Origin of the sequence: Nostoc sp., from assembly GCF_036917395.1 — a bacterium.
Taxonomy (GTDB): domain Bacteria; phylum Cyanobacteriota; class Cyanobacteriia; order Cyanobacteriales; family Nostocaceae; genus Nostoc.
Genome location: NZ_JBALDI010000005.1, coordinates 23276 through 45485 on the forward strand (window position 1 = coordinate 23276; position 22210 = coordinate 45485).

19 protein-coding genes and 1 pseudogene are annotated in these 22210 nt (G+C 43.8%); 6 read left to right on the top strand and 14 right to left on the bottom strand.

What is annotated here, in order from left to right; all coding sequences use genetic code 11:
- Positions 1–51: 51 nt before the first annotated feature.
- The 3 genes and pseudogenes from V7K46_RS04255 to V7K46_RS31930 all read right to left on the bottom strand — a co-directional run.
- Positions 52–2847: a response regulator gene (locus V7K46_RS04255; protein WP_335111374.1), complete on the bottom strand. Its 2796-nt coding sequence runs from the start codon at positions 2845–2847 to the stop codon at positions 52–54.
- Positions 2844–6374, bottom strand: coding sequence for an ATP-binding protein (locus tag V7K46_RS04260; RefSeq protein ID WP_442939803.1), 3531 nt, complete (start codon positions 6372–6374; stop codon positions 2844–2846). Before V7K46_RS04260 ends, V7K46_RS04255 begins: the two co-directional genes overlap by 4 nt.
- Before the next feature lie 24 nt (positions 6375–6398).
- Positions 6399–7163, bottom strand: a pseudogene (locus V7K46_RS31930) (response regulator); the annotation flags it as partial.
- Between the two features lie 18 nt (positions 7164–7181).
- On the opposite strand from V7K46_RS31930, the gene V7K46_RS04265 reads away from it, so the two are divergent.
- A complete protein-coding gene (locus V7K46_RS04265; protein ID WP_335111378.1) occupies positions 7182–7328 on the top strand; it encodes a hypothetical protein in 147 nt (48 codons plus the stop codon).
- Between the two features lie 279 nt (positions 7329–7607).
- On the opposite strand, the gene V7K46_RS04270 is transcribed toward V7K46_RS04265, so the two are convergent.
- Positions 7608–8504, bottom strand: a complete 897-nt coding sequence (locus tag V7K46_RS04270) for an ATP adenylyltransferase family protein (protein ID WP_335111380.1) — start codon at positions 8502–8504, stop codon at positions 7608–7610.
- A 202-nt stretch (positions 8505–8706) separates the two neighbouring features.
- Here V7K46_RS04270 and V7K46_RS04275 point away from each other — a divergent pair, with 202 nt between their 5' ends.
- Complete coding sequence (locus tag V7K46_RS04275) at positions 8707–9972, top strand: HhoA/HhoB/HtrA family serine endopeptidase (RefSeq protein ID WP_335111382.1); 1266 nt, start codon at positions 8707–8709, stop codon at positions 9970–9972.
- Positions 9973–10134: 162 nt separating this feature from the next.
- Complete coding sequence (locus V7K46_RS04280) at positions 10135–10296, top strand: hypothetical protein (protein ID WP_335111384.1); 162 nt, start codon at positions 10135–10137, stop codon at positions 10294–10296.
- A 114-nt stretch (positions 10297–10410) separates the two neighbouring features.
- On the opposite strand, the gene V7K46_RS04285 is transcribed toward V7K46_RS04280, so the two are convergent.
- From V7K46_RS04285 to V7K46_RS04305, 5 genes are all read right to left on the bottom strand, one after another.
- Entirely contained in the window at positions 10411–10707 is a 297-nt protein-coding gene (locus V7K46_RS04285) for a type II toxin-antitoxin system RelE/ParE family toxin (protein ID WP_335111386.1), read from the bottom strand.
- Positions 10704–10928: an addiction module protein gene (locus V7K46_RS04290; RefSeq protein ID WP_335111388.1), complete on the bottom strand. Its 225-nt coding sequence runs from the start codon at positions 10926–10928 to the stop codon at positions 10704–10706. The genes V7K46_RS04285 and V7K46_RS04290 overlap by 4 nt, the downstream gene beginning before the upstream one ends.
- A 388-nt stretch (positions 10929–11316) precedes the next feature.
- The gene (locus tag V7K46_RS04295; protein ID WP_335111390.1) at positions 11317–11892 is read right to left on the bottom strand and encodes a Uma2 family endonuclease; all 576 of its coding nucleotides are present in this window, start codon (positions 11890–11892) and stop codon (positions 11317–11319) included.
- Between the two features lie 275 nt (positions 11893–12167).
- Complete coding sequence (locus tag V7K46_RS04300) at positions 12168–12503, bottom strand: type II toxin-antitoxin system HicB family antitoxin (RefSeq protein ID WP_334970612.1); 336 nt, start codon at positions 12501–12503, stop codon at positions 12168–12170.
- Positions 12503–12763 carry a type II toxin-antitoxin system HicA family toxin gene (locus V7K46_RS04305; RefSeq protein ID WP_335111392.1) on the bottom strand — a complete coding sequence of 87 codons (261 nt, stop codon included), beginning with the start codon at positions 12761–12763 and terminating at the stop codon, positions 12503–12505. The genes V7K46_RS04300 and V7K46_RS04305 overlap by 1 nt, the downstream gene beginning before the upstream one ends.
- Positions 12764–13192: 429 nt before the next feature.
- Here V7K46_RS04305 and V7K46_RS04310 point away from each other — a divergent pair, with 429 nt between their 5' ends.
- Both V7K46_RS04310 and V7K46_RS04315 read left to right on the top strand, forming a co-directional pair.
- Complete coding sequence (locus V7K46_RS04310; RefSeq protein WP_335111394.1) at positions 13193–13456, top strand: hypothetical protein; 264 nt, start codon at positions 13193–13195, stop codon at positions 13454–13456.
- Between the two features lie 5 nt (positions 13457–13461).
- On the top strand, positions 13462–13854 hold the full coding sequence (locus V7K46_RS04315) for a type II toxin-antitoxin system VapC family toxin (protein ID WP_335111396.1): 393 nt from the start codon (positions 13462–13464) through the stop codon (positions 13852–13854).
- Between the two features lie 278 nt (positions 13855–14132).
- On the opposite strand, the gene V7K46_RS04320 is transcribed toward V7K46_RS04315, so the two are convergent.
- The 5 genes from V7K46_RS04320 to V7K46_RS04340 form a co-directional block, all read right to left on the bottom strand.
- A complete protein-coding gene (locus V7K46_RS04320) occupies positions 14133–15263 on the bottom strand; it encodes a hypothetical protein (RefSeq protein WP_335111398.1) in 1131 nt (376 codons plus the stop codon).
- Between the two features lie 289 nt (positions 15264–15552).
- On the bottom strand, positions 15553–16239 hold the full coding sequence (locus V7K46_RS04325; RefSeq protein ID WP_335111400.1) for a hypothetical protein: 687 nt from the start codon (positions 16237–16239) through the stop codon (positions 15553–15555).
- 345 nt (positions 16240–16584) lie between these two features.
- The gene (locus V7K46_RS04330; protein ID WP_335111402.1) at positions 16585–16896 is read right to left on the bottom strand and encodes a HigA family addiction module antitoxin; all 312 of its coding nucleotides are present in this window, start codon (positions 16894–16896) and stop codon (positions 16585–16587) included.
- A gap of 11 nt (positions 16897–16907) precedes the next feature.
- A complete protein-coding gene (locus V7K46_RS04335; protein WP_335111557.1) occupies positions 16908–17483 on the bottom strand; it encodes a Uma2 family endonuclease in 576 nt (191 codons plus the stop codon).
- A 55-nt stretch (positions 17484–17538) separates the two neighbouring features.
- Positions 17539–21522 (bottom strand): magnesium chelatase subunit H, encoded by a 3984-nt coding sequence (locus tag V7K46_RS04340; RefSeq protein WP_335111404.1) that lies wholly within the window; start codon positions 21520–21522, stop codon positions 17539–17541.
- Here V7K46_RS04340 and V7K46_RS04345 point away from each other — a divergent pair.
- Positions 21490–21717 (top strand): hypothetical protein, encoded by a 228-nt coding sequence (locus V7K46_RS04345; protein WP_335111566.1) that lies wholly within the window; start codon positions 21490–21492, stop codon positions 21715–21717. The genes V7K46_RS04340 and V7K46_RS04345 overlap by 33 nt on opposite strands.
- Positions 21718–22210 lie beyond the last annotated feature (493 nt).

The window sequence follows — 22210 nt, forward strand, 5'->3', positions numbered from 1 at the left end:
CAGGAAGTCATTGCTATATCTTGATTCTTTATTTTGAATTTTGAATTGGTATTAGTTGTGTTCTAGCAGGTTTAGAATCTTCCTGACTAACTCCTCTGCTTCTAATGGCTTGGTAATGTGAGCTTGAAACCCAGCAGTCAGTGCTTTTTGTTGGTCAATATCTGCGGCATAAGCGGTAAGCGCGATCGCCGGAATCGTTCCTCCTTGATTGGGTGGGCGTGAACGAATCTGCCCAATCAGCATATAGCCATCCATATCAGCCATGCCGATATCACTCACAATTACATCAGGAATGAAACTATCAAGTACTTGCAATGCTTCTAGCCCAGATGCTACGGCTGTCACCTTTGCGCCATTTTGTTCTAGCAAAAATGCTTCAAACTTGCGCGTATCACTATCATCATCCACGAGCAAAATTTGCAGATTGCTTAAGGGAGTTTCTACGCTTGATGTTTCAGCGTCGGCTGAGTCAAGTACAATTAGTGCTGACTGAGCCAAGATAGGTATTTGAACTATAAAGGTTGCACCCTGATTCTCACCCAAGCTTTCTGCCTTGACTGTGCCACCGTGCAGTTCTACAATTTGGCGGACGATCGCCAATCCCAAACCCAAGCCACCAAATCTGCGTGTCGTCGAGCTATCCTCTTGCCGGAAATACTCAAACACATGTGGTATAAATTCCGGTTGAATGCCAATGCCTGTATCGATCACCCGGATCTGAGCCTGCCCTGCAATTTGCCTTAATTCAATGATTACTTGTCCATTATCTGGTGTAAATTTGACGGCATTGGTAAGCAAGTTCCACACCACTTGCTGCAAGCGGGCAGCGTCACCAGAGATAGGTGCAGTCGGATCAAGATCAATCCGTAAGTCAATATTCTTTGCTTCTGCTGCTAAACGCACCGTTTCCAGGGCAGCAGAAATCACAGAGATTAAATTAAGGGGAGCCACTGTTAAGGACAGCTTACCCCGCATAATCCGCGAAATGTCGAGTAAGTCTTCAATTAATTGTGATTGCAGTTTGGCGTTGCGCTCGATCGTTATTAGTGCTTCGCGTTGACGGGCGGCATTGAGCTTGCCTTTTTGCAACAGTTGTGTCCAGCCTAAGATGGGGTTGAGGGGCGATCGCAACTCATGAGACAGCACTGCTAAAAACTCGTCTTTAATCTGGTTCGCTCGTTGCAACTGTTCTGCGTGTTGCTGAATCGAGACAATTAGGTTGGCTCGGTCAAGGGCGATCGCTATCTGCTCAGACATCAATTGCAGCAAATCAATTTCTTCTGAGGTAAAGCGAGTGCGGGTACAGCTAGCAAAGCAGATGGTTCCCAATAACCGTTCTTGGACAATTAACGGTTGACCGACATAAACGGTGGCACCCAGGTCGCGGTGGGTTTGGGCATGAGGATGAGTGGCAATTTGGGCGCGATCGAAAACGAGTTGCTGTCGTTCTTGAGCTACCCATCCACAAAGGTCTTCACCGAACTCAAGCCACTTGATCGTCTCTATGATCTCTTGACTAATGCCCTCATAGTTTTGCAAATGCAGTCTGGGGCGGTTGTCTTTTGACTCGACGATGTAGTTGTAGTAATAGTCCAACCCTAGCTGGGGTGCGAGTTTGCCAAATAGGTTGTGCATCAATGTCATCGGTTGCTCGACCTCTAGGAGATCGCTGGTGATGTCATAGAGCAACCGCAAGCGTTCATCAGCTTGCCTCTGTAAGGTGACATCGCGCATGATTTTGATAAATCCTTGCACGTCGTCGGCTTCCTCACGTATGGGCATCACAAAGCCACTACCCCAAAAGCGGCTACCGTCCTTTCGCATATGCCAGCACTCATTTTCTGCCTGTCCTTGAGTTTGGGCGGTCTGCAATTCCCTTCCAGCGCGGTCTTGGGCGTTGTCTTCGGGGGTGTAAAGGCAACGACTGTCACAGCCAATTATTTCTGCTTCTGAATATCCTAACAAGCGTTCAGCACCGGCACTCCAGCTTGTAATCACAGCCTTGGGATCAACGGTGAAAATCGCATATTCTTTTGCACTTGCCACCATTAACCGAAGGCGAGTTTCACTTTGTTTGAGGGCGATTTCGGTTTGTTTGCGATTGGTAATGTCGTAAGATATTGCCAGCACACCATCAACTTCACCGCGATCATTGCGTAAGGGTGTGCCATGAGAGATATAGTAGCGATCGTGGCTGTAATGCTCTAAGCTAAACGATTCGCCATTGAAAGCTTGACGCAAGTAGGGTTCGTAGCTGGCTGCCAGCGTTGGGCCGAGGGCTTCCCAGAGTGTTTTGCCGACAAAGTTTTCAGGACTCATACCGACCCACTCCAGCGCTTCACCTTCTGCCAGCTGGTAGCGCAAATCTCGATCCACAATGAACACAGCGCCATGAGGCAGTTTGGCCGCGACTTGATGTAAGCGGGCTTCGCTTCGGCGCAGTGCTTTTTCGGCTCTTTGGCGATTGCGCTTTTCTTCGGCTTCCCGCAACGCTCGTTCGACACAAGGCACCAACCGCTGTAAGTTGCGCTTCAGCACATAGTCGGTGGCTCCCAGTTTCAGCGCTTCAATCACCAATTCTTCGCCCATACTGCCAGAGACGAAAATAAAGGGCGTGTCAGGACAAAGCTTCTGGGCAATTTTCAAAGCGGAAATCCCATCAAAACCGGGCAAGGTATAGTCTGCCAAAATTAAATTAAATGCATTGGTTTCTAATACCTTCACAAATTCAGCGCTAGTTTCTACCCGGAGCAGTTCACATTCAACGCCGCCATCGGTCAGGGTGAGATGTATTACCTCTGCGTCAAGGGGATTGTCTTCGAGCAAAAGAAACCGCAGTCCTCTCATAAATACACCTTACGTTTTGGCAGAGAAAAGTAGAACGTTGCGCCCTGGTCGATTGCGCCTTCTGCCCAGATGCGTCCGCCATGTCGATGAATGATCCGCCTTACAGTGGCAAGCCCGACTCCGGTGCCAGGAAACTGTTCCTGGGGATGCAACCGTTGAAATATGCTAAATAGTCGATCGCAGTATTTCATGTCGAACCCTGCACCATTATCTTTAACAAAGAAAATCACTTCTTGCTCCTGTTCAATACTACCAATCGTGATTGCGGCTTCGGTGTTATTGCGGCTGTACTTAACGGCATTTGATAGCAAATTTTGCAGTACTGATCGTAACAGCGCCGGATCGCCTTCTACCGTTACCAATGGCTCGATTTCCCAGTGGAGCGATCGCCCGATTAGTTCTGGCTGCAATTGTTCTCGCACCTGCTGCACCAATTTAGTGATATTAACAGTAGTCAAATGCATTTCTGTCTTCCCCAAGTGGGAAAATTCCAGCAGGTCGTCTACCATTTTTTCGGTCTCAAGAGCAGATTTGGTGATAATGTTGAGAGTCTGCAAACTGGATGCATCGACAAGAGTTGCATTGAGCTTGCCTTGCAATTGTTCGGCAAAGCTGCTGATGTAGCGTAGCGGCGTTCGCAAGTCATGGGATATTGAGGAAGAAAATGCCTCCAGTTCTTGGTTGATTGCTTCTAGTTGAGCCGTCCGCGCTTTCACCTGTTGCTCCAAGCGCTCATTGAGTGTTTGTACCGCCTGCATCACCTGTTCGCGGTAGACTGCTTCGCGTCGCAGTTGTGCTAATTGGAGGTTGGCATTGACTCGCGCTAACAATTCTCGTGCCGAGAAGGGTTTAATTAAGTAGTCATCTGCGCCAGTTTCTAAACCTTGCACCCGTGATTCTTCGCCAGCACGAGCAGAGAGCAAAATAATCGGGATTGTCTGGGTATTTGGTGAAGTCCGTAGCGATCGCAATAACTCAAATCCATCCATTCTCGGCATCATCACATCTGCTAACACCAAGTCATAGATGGCACTTCCACCACGCCGGATCGCAGTCAGTGCAGCTAACCCGTCATTTACAGTTTCTACCTCATAGTACTGGCTTAACAACCGCTTAAGATAGCCGCGCATATCGGCGTTGTCATCTACTAGGAGAATACGCGCCCTCTTGGAGCTTTGAACTTGAACCTCTGAACTTTGAGCCTTAATCTCTGGGCTTTGAGCCTTAACCTCTGAACTTTGAGCCTTAATCTCTGAGCTTTGAGCCTTAATCTCTGAACTTTGAGCCTTAACCTCTGAGCTTTGAGCCTTAATCTCTGAACTTTGAGCCTTAATCTCTGAGCTTTGAGCCTTAATCTCCAAGCTCTGAGCTTGAAATTCTGTGCTTTCTTCAGGTAGCCAACGCAAAGCTTCTTCAACAAAAGCATTCGCCGTTACAGCCGTCGATATCAGTGTAGAGGCAACCCAAATTTGGTCGGCGGGTAGATGGGCGATTCCGGTGGGGATGGTGACGGTGAAGGTTGTGCCTTGGTCTACTGCGCTCGTAACCGCGATCGCGCCGCCGTGCCGCTTGACGAGTTCCTGCACCAGAGACAAGCCAATGCCTGAGCCTTCAGAGCTGCGCCCCCTCGCGCCTTTGACTTGATAGAACCTCTCAAACAGGTGAGGCAGTTCGGAAGCGGAAATACCTACGCCCGTGTCGCTGACCATCAATTCAACTGTGTTTGCGTTGAATTTGAGCGAGACAGAAATCATACCCTCGAAGGTAAATTTTAAGGCATTGGAAAGCAGATTCAACACAATCTTTTCCCACATCTCGCGATCAACGTAAATGGGATCGGGTAAGGGGGGACAATCGACAACTAACTGCAAATTGGCATTCTCAATCGCCGAGCGGAAAACACTTGCCAGTTCTGCCGTGTAGGTGGATAAGTCGGTGGGTTCGTAGTTTGCCTTCAGGCGATCGGCTTCGATGCGGGAAAAGTCGAGCAGGGTATTGACCAGTTTCAGCAAACGCAAGCTGTTGTGATGTACTAGTTCTAGCCGTTCCCGTTGTGAAGAAGTTAGGGGATTTACCGAATCGCTCAAGGCATCTTGCACCGAAGCGAGTATCAACGTTAACGGCGTGCGGAATTCGTGGCTGACGTTGCTAAAGAAGAGGGTTTTGGCGCGATCGAGTTCTGCTAAATCTGCACTTCGTGCCGCTTCGCGAACGGCGCGTTGGCGTTCTTGTTCACGGGCAGATTGTTCTCGAACTCGCTGAATTTCCGATTCGCGCAGGGCTGCTTCGGCTTCTACTTGATCGGTGATGTCGCTCGCCGCACCAAACCATTTGACGATTTCACCTGCCTCATTGATCAGCGGAATGGCGCGGGAAAACGTCCAGCCCACAGTGCCGTCCAACCGAATAACGCGGTGTTCCAATTCAAAATTGCTGCGGGTTGCGATCGCGCGGTTGATCGCCGCCCTAACTCGCGGCTTGTCGGTTTCGGGAATGTAGGCCTCTGTCCAATCGCGGCGCGGATCTTCAGTCGTGGCGATAAACTCTTTGCCTTCAAGAGAACGCATTTCCCGCCAATCTGCGCTCATTTCATAAATGATGTCCGAAGCCGCACTGAGAAAAGCGCGGAATTTTTCTTCCGATTCGCGCAACGTAACTTCTGCGCGGGCGCGTTCGATGCGTAGCGAAACACGCATCGCCAATTCCTGCAAAAATTCGATTTCATCCTGACGCCACAAGCGCGGCTCGCGGTCTTGTGCGCTCAAGGCAAATTTCCAGCGTCCATCTCTGAGGTATGGCGCGGTGACGAGAGAGCGATTGCCCAACGCCTCGAAACGCGCGGCGTTTTCCTGTGAGTGCTGTTCGCTCAGAGCGTCGTTGATCACCAACGGTTGTCCGGCGGCGAGTTGCTCGACTTCCGCCTCGGTATGAAAATCCTGGATGAGGTAATTGCCGAGTTTAGTCGGCAAATCTGCCGCTTTGTGGTCGTGGAAAACTGTCGCCACAGTTGTCTGATCATCAATTTCGACCAGCAGACAATGCGAAAGATTGAAGTATTCGACGATGCGATCGCCCGCGACGTTCGCAATTTCTGACGACGACGTGAAACGTGCGAATTCAGTCTCAATGCTGGCTAAAAAAGCGAGATTCGCTTCGCGGCGTTTGCGATCGGTGATGTCGCGGAACAAAAGCGAGATGCGGTTGTCGCCCACCGCGCCGACGCGCAGAGCGTAAACGTCATACCACCTGTCCATCGCTTCCGTCCGGTCGATGAAGCGCAGCGGCTCGCCCGTTCGCGCAATCCGGGCGAACTGCTCGAACCACGAACGTTCCATGTCTGGCTGCAACTCGCTGATGCGCTTGCCGACCGCGTTCACGAAGCCTGTCTGCCCCTCGAACGCCCGATTCGTTTCCAGATAAATCCAATTAACCGCGTTGCCTTCGTCATCAAACAGCAATTCCAAAATGCAAAAGCCTTCGTCAATCGAATCGAACAGCGATCGATATTTTGCTTCCGATTGGCGCAACGCTGATAAAGCTTGTTTTCGTTCGGTGATGTCGCTCGCCGCACCGAACCATTTGACGATTTCGCCCGTTTCGTTGATCAGCGGAATGGCGCGTGATAATGTCCAGCCCACTGTGCCGTCCAGCCGAATAACGCGGTGTTCCAATTCAAAATTGCTGCGGGTTGCGATCGCTCGGTTTACCGCCGCCCAAACTTGCGGCTTGTCGGTTTCGGGAATGTATGCTTCTGTCCAATCGCGACGCGGATTTTCAGTTGTGGTGATAAACTCTTTGCCTTTAAGGAAATGCATCTGGCGCCAATCTGCGCTCATTTCATAAATGATGTCTGAAGCCGCACTGACAAAAGTGCGGAATTTTTCTTCAGATTCGCGCAAGGCTTCTTCTGCGCGTTTGCGATCAATGGTATCTTTGTCAAGTTCCGGCGCTGACTGCAATGCCCGTTGTACCGATGACACTAACCGCCCTAAGCGTTGCTTGAGTACATAATCTGTCGCGCCCTGTTTGATCGCTTCAATCGCCAATTCTTCGCCCAAACTGCCAGAGATGAAAATAAACGGTATCTCAGGACGTAGGCGACGGGCGATCGTTAGTGCCGCAATTTCATCCAAATTAGACAAGGCATAGTCTGCCAAAATCAAGTCTATGGCGTTGGTTTCCAGTATTCTAATAAAATCAGCACGAATCTCTACCCGCAGTAGTTCACAGTCAATCCCGCCCTCTCTCAGCGTGGCTTGCACGACTTCTGCATCCGTTAGATTGGCTTCGAGCAAGAGAAACTGAAATGCGGACATTATTTTCCTTTTGGTGTTTTGGTAATACCCAGTGACAAGTACGTGCGATCGGCGGTTTCTTCGACAGGTGGAGAGCGGATTTACGCCAGCGCCTTCATTCTTGATGCCAACCAACAACCTTTGTACCCAGTACGTATCAGCCGCGCTAGGCTGCTGTTGTCATAAGGTAATGCTAGTGTATTTCAGCGATATCCTTTCACCATAATATTAAAAGAAGACCTTTCCCACCCAAAGCTTGAGCAACTTGGCGTCATGCATTAGTCACATCTTTCTTATACAAAAGAGTGAGAGTCTATAATATTAATTTACATTGAAGCTGCATAGAAAAGAGCTTCGAGAATAAAGTCATAATAAGTTAAAGAAATAACGCCTTCCGATTATGATTTTTGTTGATTAATTTATTTCTTGGAAGTCCCTCGTAAGAAAATGTGACATCGCACCAACTTAATAGGATACAGCCACATTCTTGAGGATGGTCATCGGTCCTTGGGCTTTGAGAATCTCCATTTCTGCTGGATTCCGTACTAGCAAAGCACCAGCGAATCCTAATGAATTTACAGAGATAGATTGGAAATGCTCCTGCGATCGCGGTACGATTAACATCCATTCTCGTGTCGTTAGCAGATTATAAGCACCAGATTGCCTTGCATCAAAACCCACAGCATGTAGCAAAGTGCGATAAACTTCCAATGTTGCTTGGCCCCCTGCGAATGGGGATTGCACCCAATTGGAATTTAGGGGTGCGAAAGCGTGGACAAAAGGAAGTTTTGGTATTGTGTTCGAGTTCTGAAATTGTGCTGCTGTTAATAGAGGTTCAATAGGTATCTGTGGGCCTGAAGGTGCAAGTGGTAGCGGCACTAATTGCAAGTGCTTATGTCGCTGACTGGCACCTGCGATTTTACCACTATTGTAAAATGCTAAACCATCGAAATCAGCCAAACACGCCCACATGGCCGCAAAATCTTCCAGGGTGAGTAAGCTTTCCTGTTCCTCGAAAGCACGGGTGATAATTAGCAGGTGATAATCAACAACATTGAATTTATTTAAAATACATACATGGGTATCGGAGATATCCGCTACAAATAAATCCTTTTCGTAGGGCAAAAAAGGATTAAACTCTTGACCAGACGTAGCAGATTGTTTTTCCTGTTTCTCCTTAGCTGCTTTTTTGCGATTCAGGTTAGACAAAATCCGCACTAAAAAGCGCACGTTATCCTGTTCGATAAATTCAAATTCCGTCGGTATCGACAGCAACGCCCCACATTGTAAAGCATATTCAGTCTGTTCTTTCACACTTGTCCATAAAGTTCCAGGCTTAAGTAAGATTTTACCCTGTGCCATTTTATTCCTTCAGATATGGAGGTAACACGCAATCGGGACACACATCTGTGCGCCCTTACAAATGACTATATTTCAATAAAGTTGAGTTAAAATGCGATAAGTAAAATACCAAACCTTTCACAACAACGCAATATCCCTGCAACAAAACTGTCACAAATCATATCTACATTAGTAATACATTTAAATATCCTTCCAGACAGCAATGCAAAACGAATCTCGCGACAGAGAACACCCATTAAATAGCATTTCACATAACACTGCTGATGCCAAATACCATAATCGAGCGCCCTGGAAAAAGGCTGCTGCCTCTCTATCGTTGGTGCTGCTGGGATCAGGTATGACATTAGCAGGCGGCTATATGGCTGGACATCCTCAGCAGGTGTCTGAAAGTGCATCTAATTTGGCAGTGAGTCGAGTAAATGCTGCTCCTCCATTACCAGCCGCCACAGATCCTAACTTTGTTATAGAGGTGGTAAAAAAGGTCGGGCCAGCTGTAGTACGAATTGACTCTTCCCGAACCGTAAAAACCCAGATACCAGATGAATTTAACGATCCATTTTTCCAACGCTTCTTTGGTTCTCAACTACCACAACAACAGAATCGGGTAGAACGGGGTACTGGTTCAGGTTTTATTATTAGTGCCGATGGTCGTATTCTCACCAACGCCCACGTAGTCGATGGTGCTGATACAGTAACAGTAACACTCAAGGATGGACGTAGCTTTAAAGGTAAGGTGTTAGGAAAAGACGAGTTGACCGATGTTGCTGTTGTCAAGATTCAAGCAGACAATCTACCATTAGTAGCATTGGGTAACTCAGATCAACTGCAACCGGGAGAATGGGCGATCGCGATCGGCAACCCCCTTGGCCTAGATAATACAGTAACTACCGGAATCATCAGCGCTACCGGACGCAGTAGCAATCTAATCGGTGCTCCCGATAAGCGAGTAGAGTATATTCAAACCGACGCAGCGATTAATCCCGGTAACTCCGGCGGACCCCTGCTAAATTCCCGTGGCCAGGTGATTGCGATGAATACAGCCATTATCCAGGGGGCACAAGGATTAGGTTTTGCTATTCCCATCAACACAGCACAACACGTTTCCAGTCAACTAATAGCTACAGGCAAAGTAGAACATCCTTACCTGGGAATTCAGATGGTAGGGTTAACGCCTCAGCTAAAACAAAATATCAACTCAGATCCCAATAGCGGTTTGAGTGTGAATGAAGATAAAGGTGTATTAGTTGTAAAAGTTGTGCCAAATTCGCCAGCTGCTAAAGCAGGAATACGTGCTGGTGATGTGATCCAAAAACTTGGCGGACAACCAGTCACAGATGCCAGCAGTGTCCAAAAGGCAGTAGAAAATAGCCAAGTCGGGGGCGATTTACGGATGGAATTACGTCGGAATGGGCAGAATCTTAACGTAGCTGTACAACCTGGTGCTTTTCCCATACAACAAGTACAATAATCGCTTTCGTAAAGGGTTTTGAGCGATTTTTGAGTAGCAAATGAGTAGTCTTAAAAATCTGGGGCTTCTGACTTGGTAACATCTGGGTGACAGTAGTACATAAGCACTGTCTGAACAGTATCCCCAAGTCAGTAAGCCACTTTCTTTGGTGAAGCACCATAAGTGATCGCCGAAATAGTAAATGCGATCGCCGAAGTAGCAAATGCGATCGCCGAAGTAGCAAATGCGATCGCCGAAGTAACAAATGCGATCGCCGAAATAGCAAATGCGATCGCCGAAATAGCAAATGCTGTCGCCGAAATAGCAAATGCGATCGCCTTGTAGAAAACCTTAAAAACAAAGCGATCATTTGTTCTGGAAGAGCGATCGCCTTTCAGAAAACTTTAAAAACAAAGCATAGACGCATAGCGGCTTTTGTCTGTCCACTGGATTGCAGTGTTAGGTTCGCGTTTGCCACGATTTTGGATCTCTGCGACCATGAAAAATTGCTGTGACAATCACTCGACTTGAAACAATTCGATAGTACACAGCATAAGGAAATCGTCGTACTATTGCTCGTCGAATATCACGGTAGGCAACTGCATAAGATTCTGGCATCTGGCAAATTAGATTCACCGTCTCGTTTACACAGTCTAAAAACTCGTCGCCCAGACCAGGTTTCTGGCTCTCGTACCAACTGTACGCTTCATTGAGTTCTTCTTGAACTTCTGGGCGAAATACTAGGACATAATTCATTGCTGTCCTTTAATTGACGCTTTGATTTCCTCCCAAGTCAGCACATTGTCTGGATTTGAATCATAATCAGCTATTCGACGATCAAGTTCTTGCTTCTGTGCATCGGTTAAACCAGGGTAAACTTGCTCGGCTGCGATGCTATCCCAAATTACCTGCACAATACGGATTCTATCTTCAAGACTCAGAGTTGCAATCTCATTCAAAGTAGCTGTGATGTCCATACTGATTAATTTGGAGGAAAAGTAAGCGACTGATATATCTCAAATGATATATCTCAAATATAACGGAGAAGATTTTATCCATCAAATTGAACGCTGCCATTGACAATTTGACAGTCTCAAAGCTTCATAACAAATCTGTGAGCGAGATCGCGTGTTGTAAAAGATTAGAGTGATGTCTACGACGGGTTACGCCTAAGAACTTCGCACATTCTTAAAAGCGTAGGCGTACCTTTGCGGGGAAGCAAGCTACGCGTAGCGTTCCGCAGGAAAGCCCGCCGTTCGCGTAGCGTCTCGTAGAGAAGGCATCGCTTTACCAAAAAACCTCAAAAACAAAGCGTAGACGTGTAGCAGCTTGTCGTTAAACATCGCACTTTGTATTTTAATCAATTCACCAGATATCTTTAAGATTAAGCACAAATTCTGGTAGCACATCTTCTCCTAATAAACTAGCATGAGATTGCAGCACTTCAACATTTCTACCAGAGCGATAAATTTCTACTTGCCGAATCTCTAAATCAATTAACCAACCTAATCTAGTACCGTTGTCTTGGTACTCTTGCATTTTATTTTGTCGCCTTATTAAACAATCAGTATCAGAACGCAATTCCACGACAAAATCAGGACATATAGGCGGAAATCTCTCTTTTTGCTCCTGTGTGAGAGAATCCCATCTGTCACGTTTTAACCAAGATGCATTAGGAGAACGAACTGCCCCATTTGGTAAAATAAACCCAACCGAAGAACCAAAAGCTATGCCTAGTAACTCATCACGATTCCACACTCCAAGTTGAGCAGTTAAATTAGCATTGCGGTTGCTAGTTAAACCTCCGACTAGAGGCATTAGTAGCAATGTGCCATCAGCATTACGCTCAAATCTGATTAATTCATTTATCTGACATAAGTGGAAAAATTGCTCATCTGTTATTTGGAGAACAGGAGCAAAGCTGATAATTAAGGCATCCATAGAAAAATTTAAACTTGAATATTCATTTAGAGTAGCTTCGCATAGACATCATCCTCAGCATTATCCCAAACTGTATGCAGCGATCGCTTTGCAGAAAACCTCAAAAACAAAGCGTAGATGCTTCTTCGGCTTGTCGTTAGACATCGCTTGTTGTCCAAGAGTGAGCGATGCCTACGGTAAGCTACGCTAACGCACCTCACACTGTCAAAATCCCACTCCGCAAACTACCCAAAGCTATCGTACTTTCGCAAAAAAGATATTTAGAATCGTTGACTCTAGGTATTGATTACTTTATCCGCAGCAACAGTTAAGATTTCATCCATCCAAGCATTTATGCTTTTGCCAGCCTTTTTAGCAGCAATAAATATTTTGCGGTGGTGTTCTGGAGTTGTGCGGAATGGAAGTTTACCAGAGAATGGTTTATCAGGCTCCTCTCCTAGTTCTTTGCAAAAAGCAAGATAATCATCAACAGAATTTTGGAATTCTTGACGCGCTTCATCTACAGTTTTTGCCTTAAAGGTAATCACGTCATTAATATCTAGGACTTGACCAAAAAGTATTCCCGCCTCTACATCTACTTCTACACTAGCTGTGTATCCGTTATAAGTCATCATATTTCAATTCCTGCCTTAATCAAAAATTCTCTAACAGATTTGACTGCTCCTTTATCTGTCTCATTTTGAGGATGCGGTTCGTGAAAAACAGCTTTCACATCATTTAATTTCACTCGAACCCGCGAACCTTTACCTTGAGTAATATCAGCGCCTAGAGCTATGAATAAACTTTCAATATCTTTCCAAAGAATATTAGATGGTATAGGATTTGTAAAAATTAATTCTAAAATCTGACTTTGCTTGTTATTAAGAGCCATTTAATCAATACAATTACAGGCATCTTACAGTTAAGTTAAGTATAGTCATTAATTTAATGATATCATATTCTGATATCATTGGAAATATAGAAGCGATCGCTTATCCCTATATTTCCAATAAAGCTCACCGTAAGTATCGCCTTACAGAAAACCTCAAAAACAAAGCGTAGACGCGCAGCGGCTTGTCGAGTGACATCGCCTGTTGTGGAAAAGTGAGTGCGATCGCCTTGCAGAAACCTTCAAAAACAAGGCTTAGACGCTTCTTCGGCTTCTTGTTAGATATCGCCTGTTGTCCAAGAGTGAGCGTTAGCGTAGCTTACCGTAAGTATCGCTGTGTATATTTGACTTAAAGACAAAAAAGTATAATAGTGAGCATCAAACCCCTATTTGTTAGAATATATTTATCATTAAATAAAAATAACTTATCTTGTGGACTCTACATTTAACTGGAAACCGGAACAGACTTTACTAGAAAAAGTCACAAATCTGGCTAGTCAACGAGGACAATCTCCTGAATCAATTGTCAGTGAAGCTGTTAAGGTATATCTCGAAACCCAATTGCTAGAACCAGTTGATAATGCTGTGTCTGACCCATTAATTGGCTTATTTGCAGAAACACCTGATTTGGCTACAAATTCTGAAGATATTCTCCAACAGGAAATTACTGAAAAATCTGGTTGGACGTGGAAATAATCTCAGTGGTGGCTGATACGGGTTTTGTTGTAGCATTGTTGAACCGTTCGGATGCAATGCACAGTATTGTTGCAACAGTATATATACAACAAAAACAAATTCTGTTACCACAAACAGTATTGGCAGAATTAGCTTATTTAGTAGGACGTAATGCAGGTGTAGCGACAGTTATAGCTTTTTTGCAAGGACTATCTGCGAGTCGATTTAGATTGGTAGCTTTGACAGACCAAGATATAATTCGTGTGGCAGAAATCTTGGATGAGTATACAGATAGTCGGATTGATTTTGTAGATGCAAGTGTTATGGCTATAGCTGAACGCTATGGTATTAAAAAAATACTTACCTTAGATCAGCGAGATTTTAGATTATTTCGACCTAAGCATTGCAATAGCTTTTAGATTTTGCCATGAAGAAAATTATAGTTCACAAAAGAGTGATACCTACGGTGAGCTATGCTAATACCAATTCTTTATAAGCTTGCACTAAATAATTATCTTTCTCTTCCTTGGCGTTCTTGGCGTTCTTGGCGGTTCGTTTTTCAAGATTAAGTGCATCTTCATGGAGAATTGGTATAACGCACTTCGTAGACGCAAAGCAGCTTGTCGGGAGACATCGCCTGTTGTGGAAGAGTGAGCTATCACCTTATGTAGACATTTAATTTCTCAAACTAACTTTTTTACGTAGAATCTCTAGCTGCTGCAAGTTCCCTTGCATACTCATATTCTCTGTAAAAATCTAAGGAACTTGTAGTGATGCTACGAGTTCTCCAAAGCTCACGCTTTAAATCATCACTAGAATTTACATTATCGAGGAGTATAAGTAGTTGGGGTACACTTAAGAACCAACAGTTATAGAAAGGATTCTTTGCTCTTGTTGGATCTAGTTGAACAAGTTCATTAAACTGAAGTTTAAAATCATTGAGTTTCTTATTCAATTTTTCAACTTTGTTTACATCATCACTTGCCTCGACTTTTCCCAACAACATATTTTCTAGAAGCTGGAATACAACAGTTCTATCTTGGAAGCTTCCAAAATCGAGAAGTGTAATTGAAACTTGTGCGATATCTCTATCATTTAGCTCAAAAATAGAACCATTTTTCAGAGAGATAGAGCCATTTTTTCTAATATAAATCTCATGTTTATTTATTTGAATCTGTGATGTAAGTAAAGAGTCAGACAAATCAAACAAGAGATTCAAATCACTACCACATCTTGATCTTCTTGTAAGTGGTTTTGCCTTTACCTCAAAGAAAATTAATGTGTTGGATGCTTCTACTACGATATCGATTTCATCAACTTTACCTTTTTGAGTTCCACTGTACTTACCAAAATTAAACCTGATTCCTCGTCTTAAAAACTCGCCTTTAATAAAATCTTCTATTTTATCTCCTAGCTTATCGTTAATTTTTGATTCCACTTTTGCTCGAAGTTCGGATACAATAGCTTTATAAAAAGCAGGTGAACAAATTGAAGAGCTAGTTAATAAATACTCATCTTTACTCAGTCGAATTAAAGGTTTATGCTGAAAATAATTTTCGGGAGATATCTGGCTTAGATCCTGTGGTATATGGAAATTTGAATTAACAGAACTTAGTTCATGAGAATAAACGGTCAGTATTTTCTCTATTTTATCCTTCCCTATATTTAATTTTCGACTATATATTTGTCTAGCTTGAAAAGTTACTGGATATAGTTTACCCTCGGCTAGTTTAAGTATTCTCTCTGCTATTATTGTTGCTTGCTCAGGAGTCCATCCTAAATTCTGTTGGATAGTTTCAGAAAACCCAGAAAACAGTCCTTGGATCATTTTAGGAACATCGGAGGGACGCAGTTGAACGAAACAAAATAAGTTATCATATACTGCTAGTTCTTGTAAGAATGGAATTATTGTATCAGTACTGTGAAACAATAAAGCAAATTGATTGTCTGTTTGTACATCTATTCTAGATGTAAACGCAATAGAGATTTTTAGTATTCTTTTCCAAATTTTGTCAGGACTTTCAACAGCTACCAGTATCTGTCTTCTTGGATGTTTAACACACAGATTCAGCAGATATGCAACAGGAATTGATGGAAAATCATTTTGGATTAGACTATTAAACGGTTCTACCTAAATGATATCTCCCTTGCTTCTCGTTATAACAAGGCTTAATTACTTCAAATAATTTTCTTAAAGCCTCAATTCCGCCTAACAATCTAATGTCAGCTTCTATACGGTTAGCTATCCTCCTTGCTTGAGATTCATCTATTACAACCCTTCCATCTTCAATGTCAACTTCGTAACCTTCCCTCTGCAAAATCTTTGCAGAGTTGCTTACTACAAATTGTCTTCTATACCGTCTCTTTAAATCCTGTAAATTATACTCAAGCTTTTGTGGGCTAATAACTGTTAAATCCCAAGCTGATTGGAGTGCAATATGCCATTTATCCTCATCCTCAAGACTTACTACTTGGCGAATTGACTGATCTGGTGTATCATCCTTGCTCCTGATAGCATCAATAACAATTTCTATAATTCCGAGGTATGGTTGCAATTTTTTTGATTTGATAAAGTGAGTTAGAAGTAGTTGCTCTTTAAGAATAAAAAGCTGCGCTTTGTACAACTGATTACCTATAAGATTATCTTGAATATTTTCATATAGATGCTTCTCAACCTGAGAAAGCATCAGGCTATTTTCACACTGAATTCCGTAGTGTTCATACAAACTTGTCAAGTCTTTTACTAAACTTATGTCAAGGCTTGGCTTTGTAGAATCTACTAATTGTTTAAAGAGTATGTCCATATCAATTTTTATTATAGAAATAAATCTACTTACTACTAAAGTCTACAGAATATTTAGAGTCACTATCCTACAGATAACCTTAAAAACTTATATTTACTAGCTTCAGCGCTGTATCTTTTTTTATAATCAACAATACCCTAAAAAATAGGTAAACAGTTCGCCAATAGCTTCCGCTAACCTGTCTTCTTTTTATACATCCAGTGAAAATTCAGATAAATGAAAAAGGCACGGTGATACGATGCCTCCTATCTTATTGGTTATGCGTGAGATTTAAAAATTTGGTTCCCTTATCTAAAAATTACTGTAAACTTCAATTATTCAAAAAATAATTCTTCACAATTTCTTCTAAACTAATGTCATCACTTGCTCATATTCTTCTTTATGGCTTTGCAAAGCATCCCAAAGCTCAACTTTTTGCTGAAGATTAAGCCAAAGTCTTGGCCCATTTCCTAAAGCTTTACCAAGACGTATTGCTATATCTACTGTAATTGATCTGTTACCATTAATAATTTCCTGAATTCTTTGATTAGATACTCCTAAAATCTCTGCAAAATTTGCGGTATTAATATCTAGATCATCTAAAATATCTGCAATTACTTCGCCAGGATGTATTGGTCTTACTAATCTATCATCAGTAATATCTTGCCAATTATCCATAATTGTAAATCTTACCAAATCATGCCCAAATTTAAGACAAAACCCTTTAGAACATCTTCTCCTGCTAACGTAGCAGGAGAATCCAACACCTCAACCTTTTGGCCTTGTCTATAAATCTCAACTTGTCGAGATTTACGATTAATTAAAAAACCTAAACGCACACCATTATCTAAATATTCCCTCATCTTGTCCTGTGCAACCTTCAAACTATCACTTGGGGAAAGTAACTCAATGACAAAATCAGGACAAATAGGGGGAAACTTTTCTTTTTGCTCAGCAGTTAAAGCATCCCATCTTTCTAATTTTATCCAAGCAGCATCAGGGGAACGATCTGCACCATTAGGCAATTTAAAACAAGTAGAAGAATCAAAAGCGATGCCAGTACCATCAATATCAGTCCAATTAAATAATTGTTGATTTAGTCTCCCATTCCGATTTCCCGTTTCTCCCCCCGTAGGTGGCATGATAATTAATTCTCCCGTTGCAGTACGTTCAAATTTTAAGTCACGGTTTGCCTGACATATCTGAAAAAATTGCTCATCTGTCAGTTCCAATGCTGGTTTAAGATTGACGGTTAAAGCATTCATAGTGGTATCCCGGATTTGAAATATTAAGGCAGGCATCACGCCTGCCCCTTTAGTTCTATTCTATCCCTTCAATCCGGTCTTCAACTTCTTGGTACAACTCGCGCAGACGATCTAAATTCTCCTCGCTAGTCTCCCAATAACCGCGTCCATTCACTTCCAATAAAGTTGATACAACCTTGCGGAAAGAATGGGGATTAAGGTTCATCAACCGTTTCTGCATTTCTTCATCTTTGATGAATGTTTCGTTAGTATCCTCGTAAATCCAGTTATCCACAGCCCCAGCTGTCGCACTCCAACCCATTGTATTTACCAATCGCTTGGAGAGTTCGCGCACACCTTCGTAACCATGATTGAGCATCCCCTCGTACCATTTCGGATTTAACAATTTGGTACGCGCATCCAAGCGCACGGTTTCTGATAATGTCCGCACTTGGGCGTTAGCTGTAGTTGTATCTGCAATATAAGATGCTGGTTTTTTCCCATCACCCCGCAGACTTGCCACAAGCTTAGTGGGATCTGAATCAAAGTAATGGGAAACGTCCGTCAAGCTAATCTCGGAAGAATCCAGATTTTGGAAAGTTGCATCAGCAGTTTTCAATGTACTTTCAAAAATCTGTCGAGATTCGTCCATTATTCCGGGGTTATCGGAATTGAAGGAGAAGGATTTCCGGTTGAGATACATGTCCTGCAACTCGGCTTCACTATCCCAAGTACTGTTTTCTACCGCCAAGTTGATATTTGACGAGTAGGAACCAGAAGCGTTGGAGAAGACGCGAGTTGCTGCTTGACGCAGATTAATCCCCATATCCTCAGCTTGTTGCAAAGCGTGTTTGCGAACAAAGTTCATTTCTAAGGGTTCATCTGCCTCAGCCGCCATCTTCACGCCTTGATCTAGCAGGTTCATTTGGTTGATGAACAAATCGCGGAATACACCAGAACAGTTGATTACCACATCAATTCTGGGGCGTCCCAACTCTTCTAGAGATATCAATTCCAATTTGTTCACCCGTCCCAAGGCATCCGGAACCGGACGCACGCCCACCATCCACATAATTTGCGCTAGGGATTCGCCGTAAGTTTTGATGTTATCGGTTCCCCAGAGGACGCAGGCGATGGTTTCTGGCCATTTACCTTCGTTTTCTGCCTTGTTACGTGCCAAAAGCCGATCTACGACAATTTTGGCTGATTGGACTGCTGCTGTTGTTGGGATGGATTGCGGATCTAGTGCATGGATATTCTTACCCGTGGGTAATACATCCGGGTTGCGGATGGGATCACCACCAGGGCCAGGTAGGATGTACTGGCCTTCTAAGCCTCTGAGTAATGCTCCTAGTTCGTTGTCGGCACAAACTTGCTGGAGGCAGAATTCCAAATACTCAAACAGGGGTTTTAGGGCTGCGCTATCGACTTTGGAATAACCTGCTTTATGCAATGCTTCTACCCAAGGTTCTTTTTTGCCCATGTTGAAGAAATTCAACCGGGAAACTAAAGAAACTCGCCCTTCAGCGTCGGTTTGCTCTTGGACAAGTGCCCCAACTGCTGCACGGGTTGCTAAAGTGATATCTTGCAGTAATTGGACATCCTCTAAAATGCCTCTGTCGTTACTTTGGTAAATATCGTCAATATTACGCCCAATGCTGTTAGCGATAATTCCCGGTAAACCTTGAAGTCCTTCTTCCTGACGATCTAGACTAGCAATGTTGACAAGAGTTGCGATCGCTTCTTCTGCACTTGGCGGTTTCCCAATGACGTGCAAACCACAAGGCAACAACCTAGACTCGATTTCCATCAACCGGCGGTAGACGTTGCCAACAATATTATCCCGCTCATCGGCACTCATTTCTTTGGAATCGGTTTCTGGCAGGTTGATATCCTTATCCAGATTCACGATCCGGCATTTATCCATGATGCTGTTAACAATGGAAATGCCGCGTCCACTATCTTTCAAGGTTTGATAGGAAGCAATTAATTCGCTGAGTTCCTTTAAACCTTTATACAAACCAGCATTCTCTGCTGGAGGTGTCAAGTAGGAAATTGTTTCGGCATAACTCCGACGTTTGGCAATTGTCGCTTCACTCGGATTATTGGCTGCGTAGTAATACAAATTCGGAATTGAGCCAATCAAGTTATCTGGATAACAATCACCAGACATCCCCATCTGTTTACCTGGCATGAATTCCAAGGAACCGTGTGTACCAAAGTGGAGTACAGCATCAGCTTTCCAAACTTGCTCTAGGTAAGTGTAGTAGGCAGCAAAACCGTGGTGAGGACTAGCTGAACGGGAGAACAACAGCCGCATCGGATCGCCTTCGTAACCAAATGTAGGTTGGACACCAATGAAGACATTACCGAATTGCTTACCATAAATCAGCAGGTTTTGCCCATCACTGTTGAGATGTCCCGGAGGTGGCCCCCAGTTTTCCTCTAGGCGTTGAGAGTAGGGGGTGAGTGCCTCATACTCAGGAACCGACATTTTGTAAGCAATGTTAAGTTCAGGGCTGTTGTACTGCGCTTGAGCGTCATGGATGACTTCTTGCATCAACGCTTCGGCTGATTCTGGTAATTCGGGTAAGTCGTAGCCGTTATTTTTGAGGGCTTTCATCACCTCATAGATGGAACCGAATACATCCAAGTAAGCGGCGGTTCCGACGTTACCTTTATCTGGTGGGAAGCTGAAAACGGTGATCGCGACTTTTTTATCAAGCTTCGGCTTCCGGCGGAGGCTAGCCCATTTTAAGGCGCGTTCAGCTACCGCTTCAACCCGATCGCGCAGGGCGATCGCTTTTCCTGTAGTCCCATCCCTACCCGATAAGATAATCGGTTCAATTGCCCCATCTAATTCCGGAATCGCAATTTGTAAAGCTACTTGAATCGGATGCAAGCCTAAATCGCTATCCATCCACTCTTCTGTGGTTTGGAAGACTAAAGGTAACGCCACCATGTAAGGACGGTTTAAGCGTTTGAGTGACTCAATTGCTTTGGGATGGTCTTGTCTGGCTGGACCACCCACTAAAGCAAAACCAGTCAGCGATATCACTGCATCTACTAACTGTATGTTGGTATTTGGTTCGTAGAAGTAGGCATCCACAGGCTTGGAGAAATCCAAACCACCAGCAAAAACAGGTAGTACCCGTGCGCCTAGTGCTTCCAACTCCTGTACCATAGCTACATAATGGGCATCATCCCCTGTAACTAGGTGAGTGCGTTGCAATACCAAGCCGACACAAGGAGCTAAGGGATCTTTGAGATCACTAGAAATATCTTTACGAACTGTATACCAATTGAGGTACTCTCTGACATCTTCAAACATACTGGGAGCCAAAGGATGCCAAATCCCTAAATCGGGATAAACCACCGGTTGTTGATATGTAGAAGCTGCAATTTGTTTCTCTAAACCTTTAAATACGTATTTATCAGCTAGCATCAGCAAGAAGTTTTCCAGATTTTCTGGAGAACCACCTAGCCAATACTGAAAACTGAGCATGAAATTTCGGGCATCCTGTGCCTTGTCCATCGGTAAAAACTTCAGCACTTGCGGTAGGGTTCGCAAAAGCTTCAGCATCCCATCTTGGAATCCCGCACCGGATTTTTCTTTGCGTTTCCGCATGAATTGAGCGATCGCACTTTTTGACTGACCCAACTGTGCCAAGGAAAAAGTGCCCATTTTATTTAGGCGCATTACTTCTGGCATGGAGGGAAAGACAACGGCAACATCTAGGCGATCGCGGTGTGGTTCTACTGCTGCTACTACTTTCTGTGCTAAGTCTTCGATGAAAATGAGGGAAGCGATGAAGATATTCGCACTCTCAATTTCTCGTTTGAACTCCTGGTAGTTCTCTGGGTCGCGGAGTTCCTCAATCAAGTACCCGCTGATTTCAATCGCCAAGTTAGGATTGCTCGCGTTAATCGTGCGAACCGCTTGCGACAATGCACTCTGGTACTGGGACTCAAGCACGACATAGACCACCTTGATTAAATTACGTCCGCGTAAGTTATCAGGCGCAATGTGTCTAATGGTGGACTTGACGTGGGTGAACATGCTTCTTCGGCTCCTTTGATGCGTGTTCTCTACTGGAAGTTACTAGCGGCATCAGCAGCCACAGGTAACTATTTATCTTCGGCAATATGTGTTTTTTATCAGAAAACACTTACCCACTGGGCATTTTATCGTCTATCTGACACAAATCGATATAAAAAACGAAATATATTTTCACAAAAAGTGGTAAATCGGTAAGTATCTACTTTCCTTTTTGTAAATATTTTGTTACGTATTTTTAATCGTTAAATAGTTATTTAATAATATTGGGTTGGATAGTTAATAATAAACCCACAGTTTATGATCAGTAAGAGACTTACTTGTGAGCAGCTGCTGCGATTGCCTCCGGCACGCTACGTGATCGCAGTTCAACCTCAAACCTGACAAAAGTGCAATCTATCTATTAGCAGATTTACAGCAGATGAAATAGTCTCAGAAAACAGTTTGTATATTTTAATTGATTTAAACCTCATCTACGTTGAGAACCGTAGTTTTTGCCCTCACCCTAAATCCCTCTCCCAGTAAGGAGAGGGACTTTTTTCCGGCTCCGCTTCTGGCAATATTGGGAGAAGGGGCTGGGGGATGAGGGTTTTCCTTTTCATATGGAAAGAACTAGAGTTTTCAAGGTGGACGCGGTTTATTCTCTTTTTTCTAAAGTATTTTGTAAATGTTTTCCTCTAATCTAAAATAT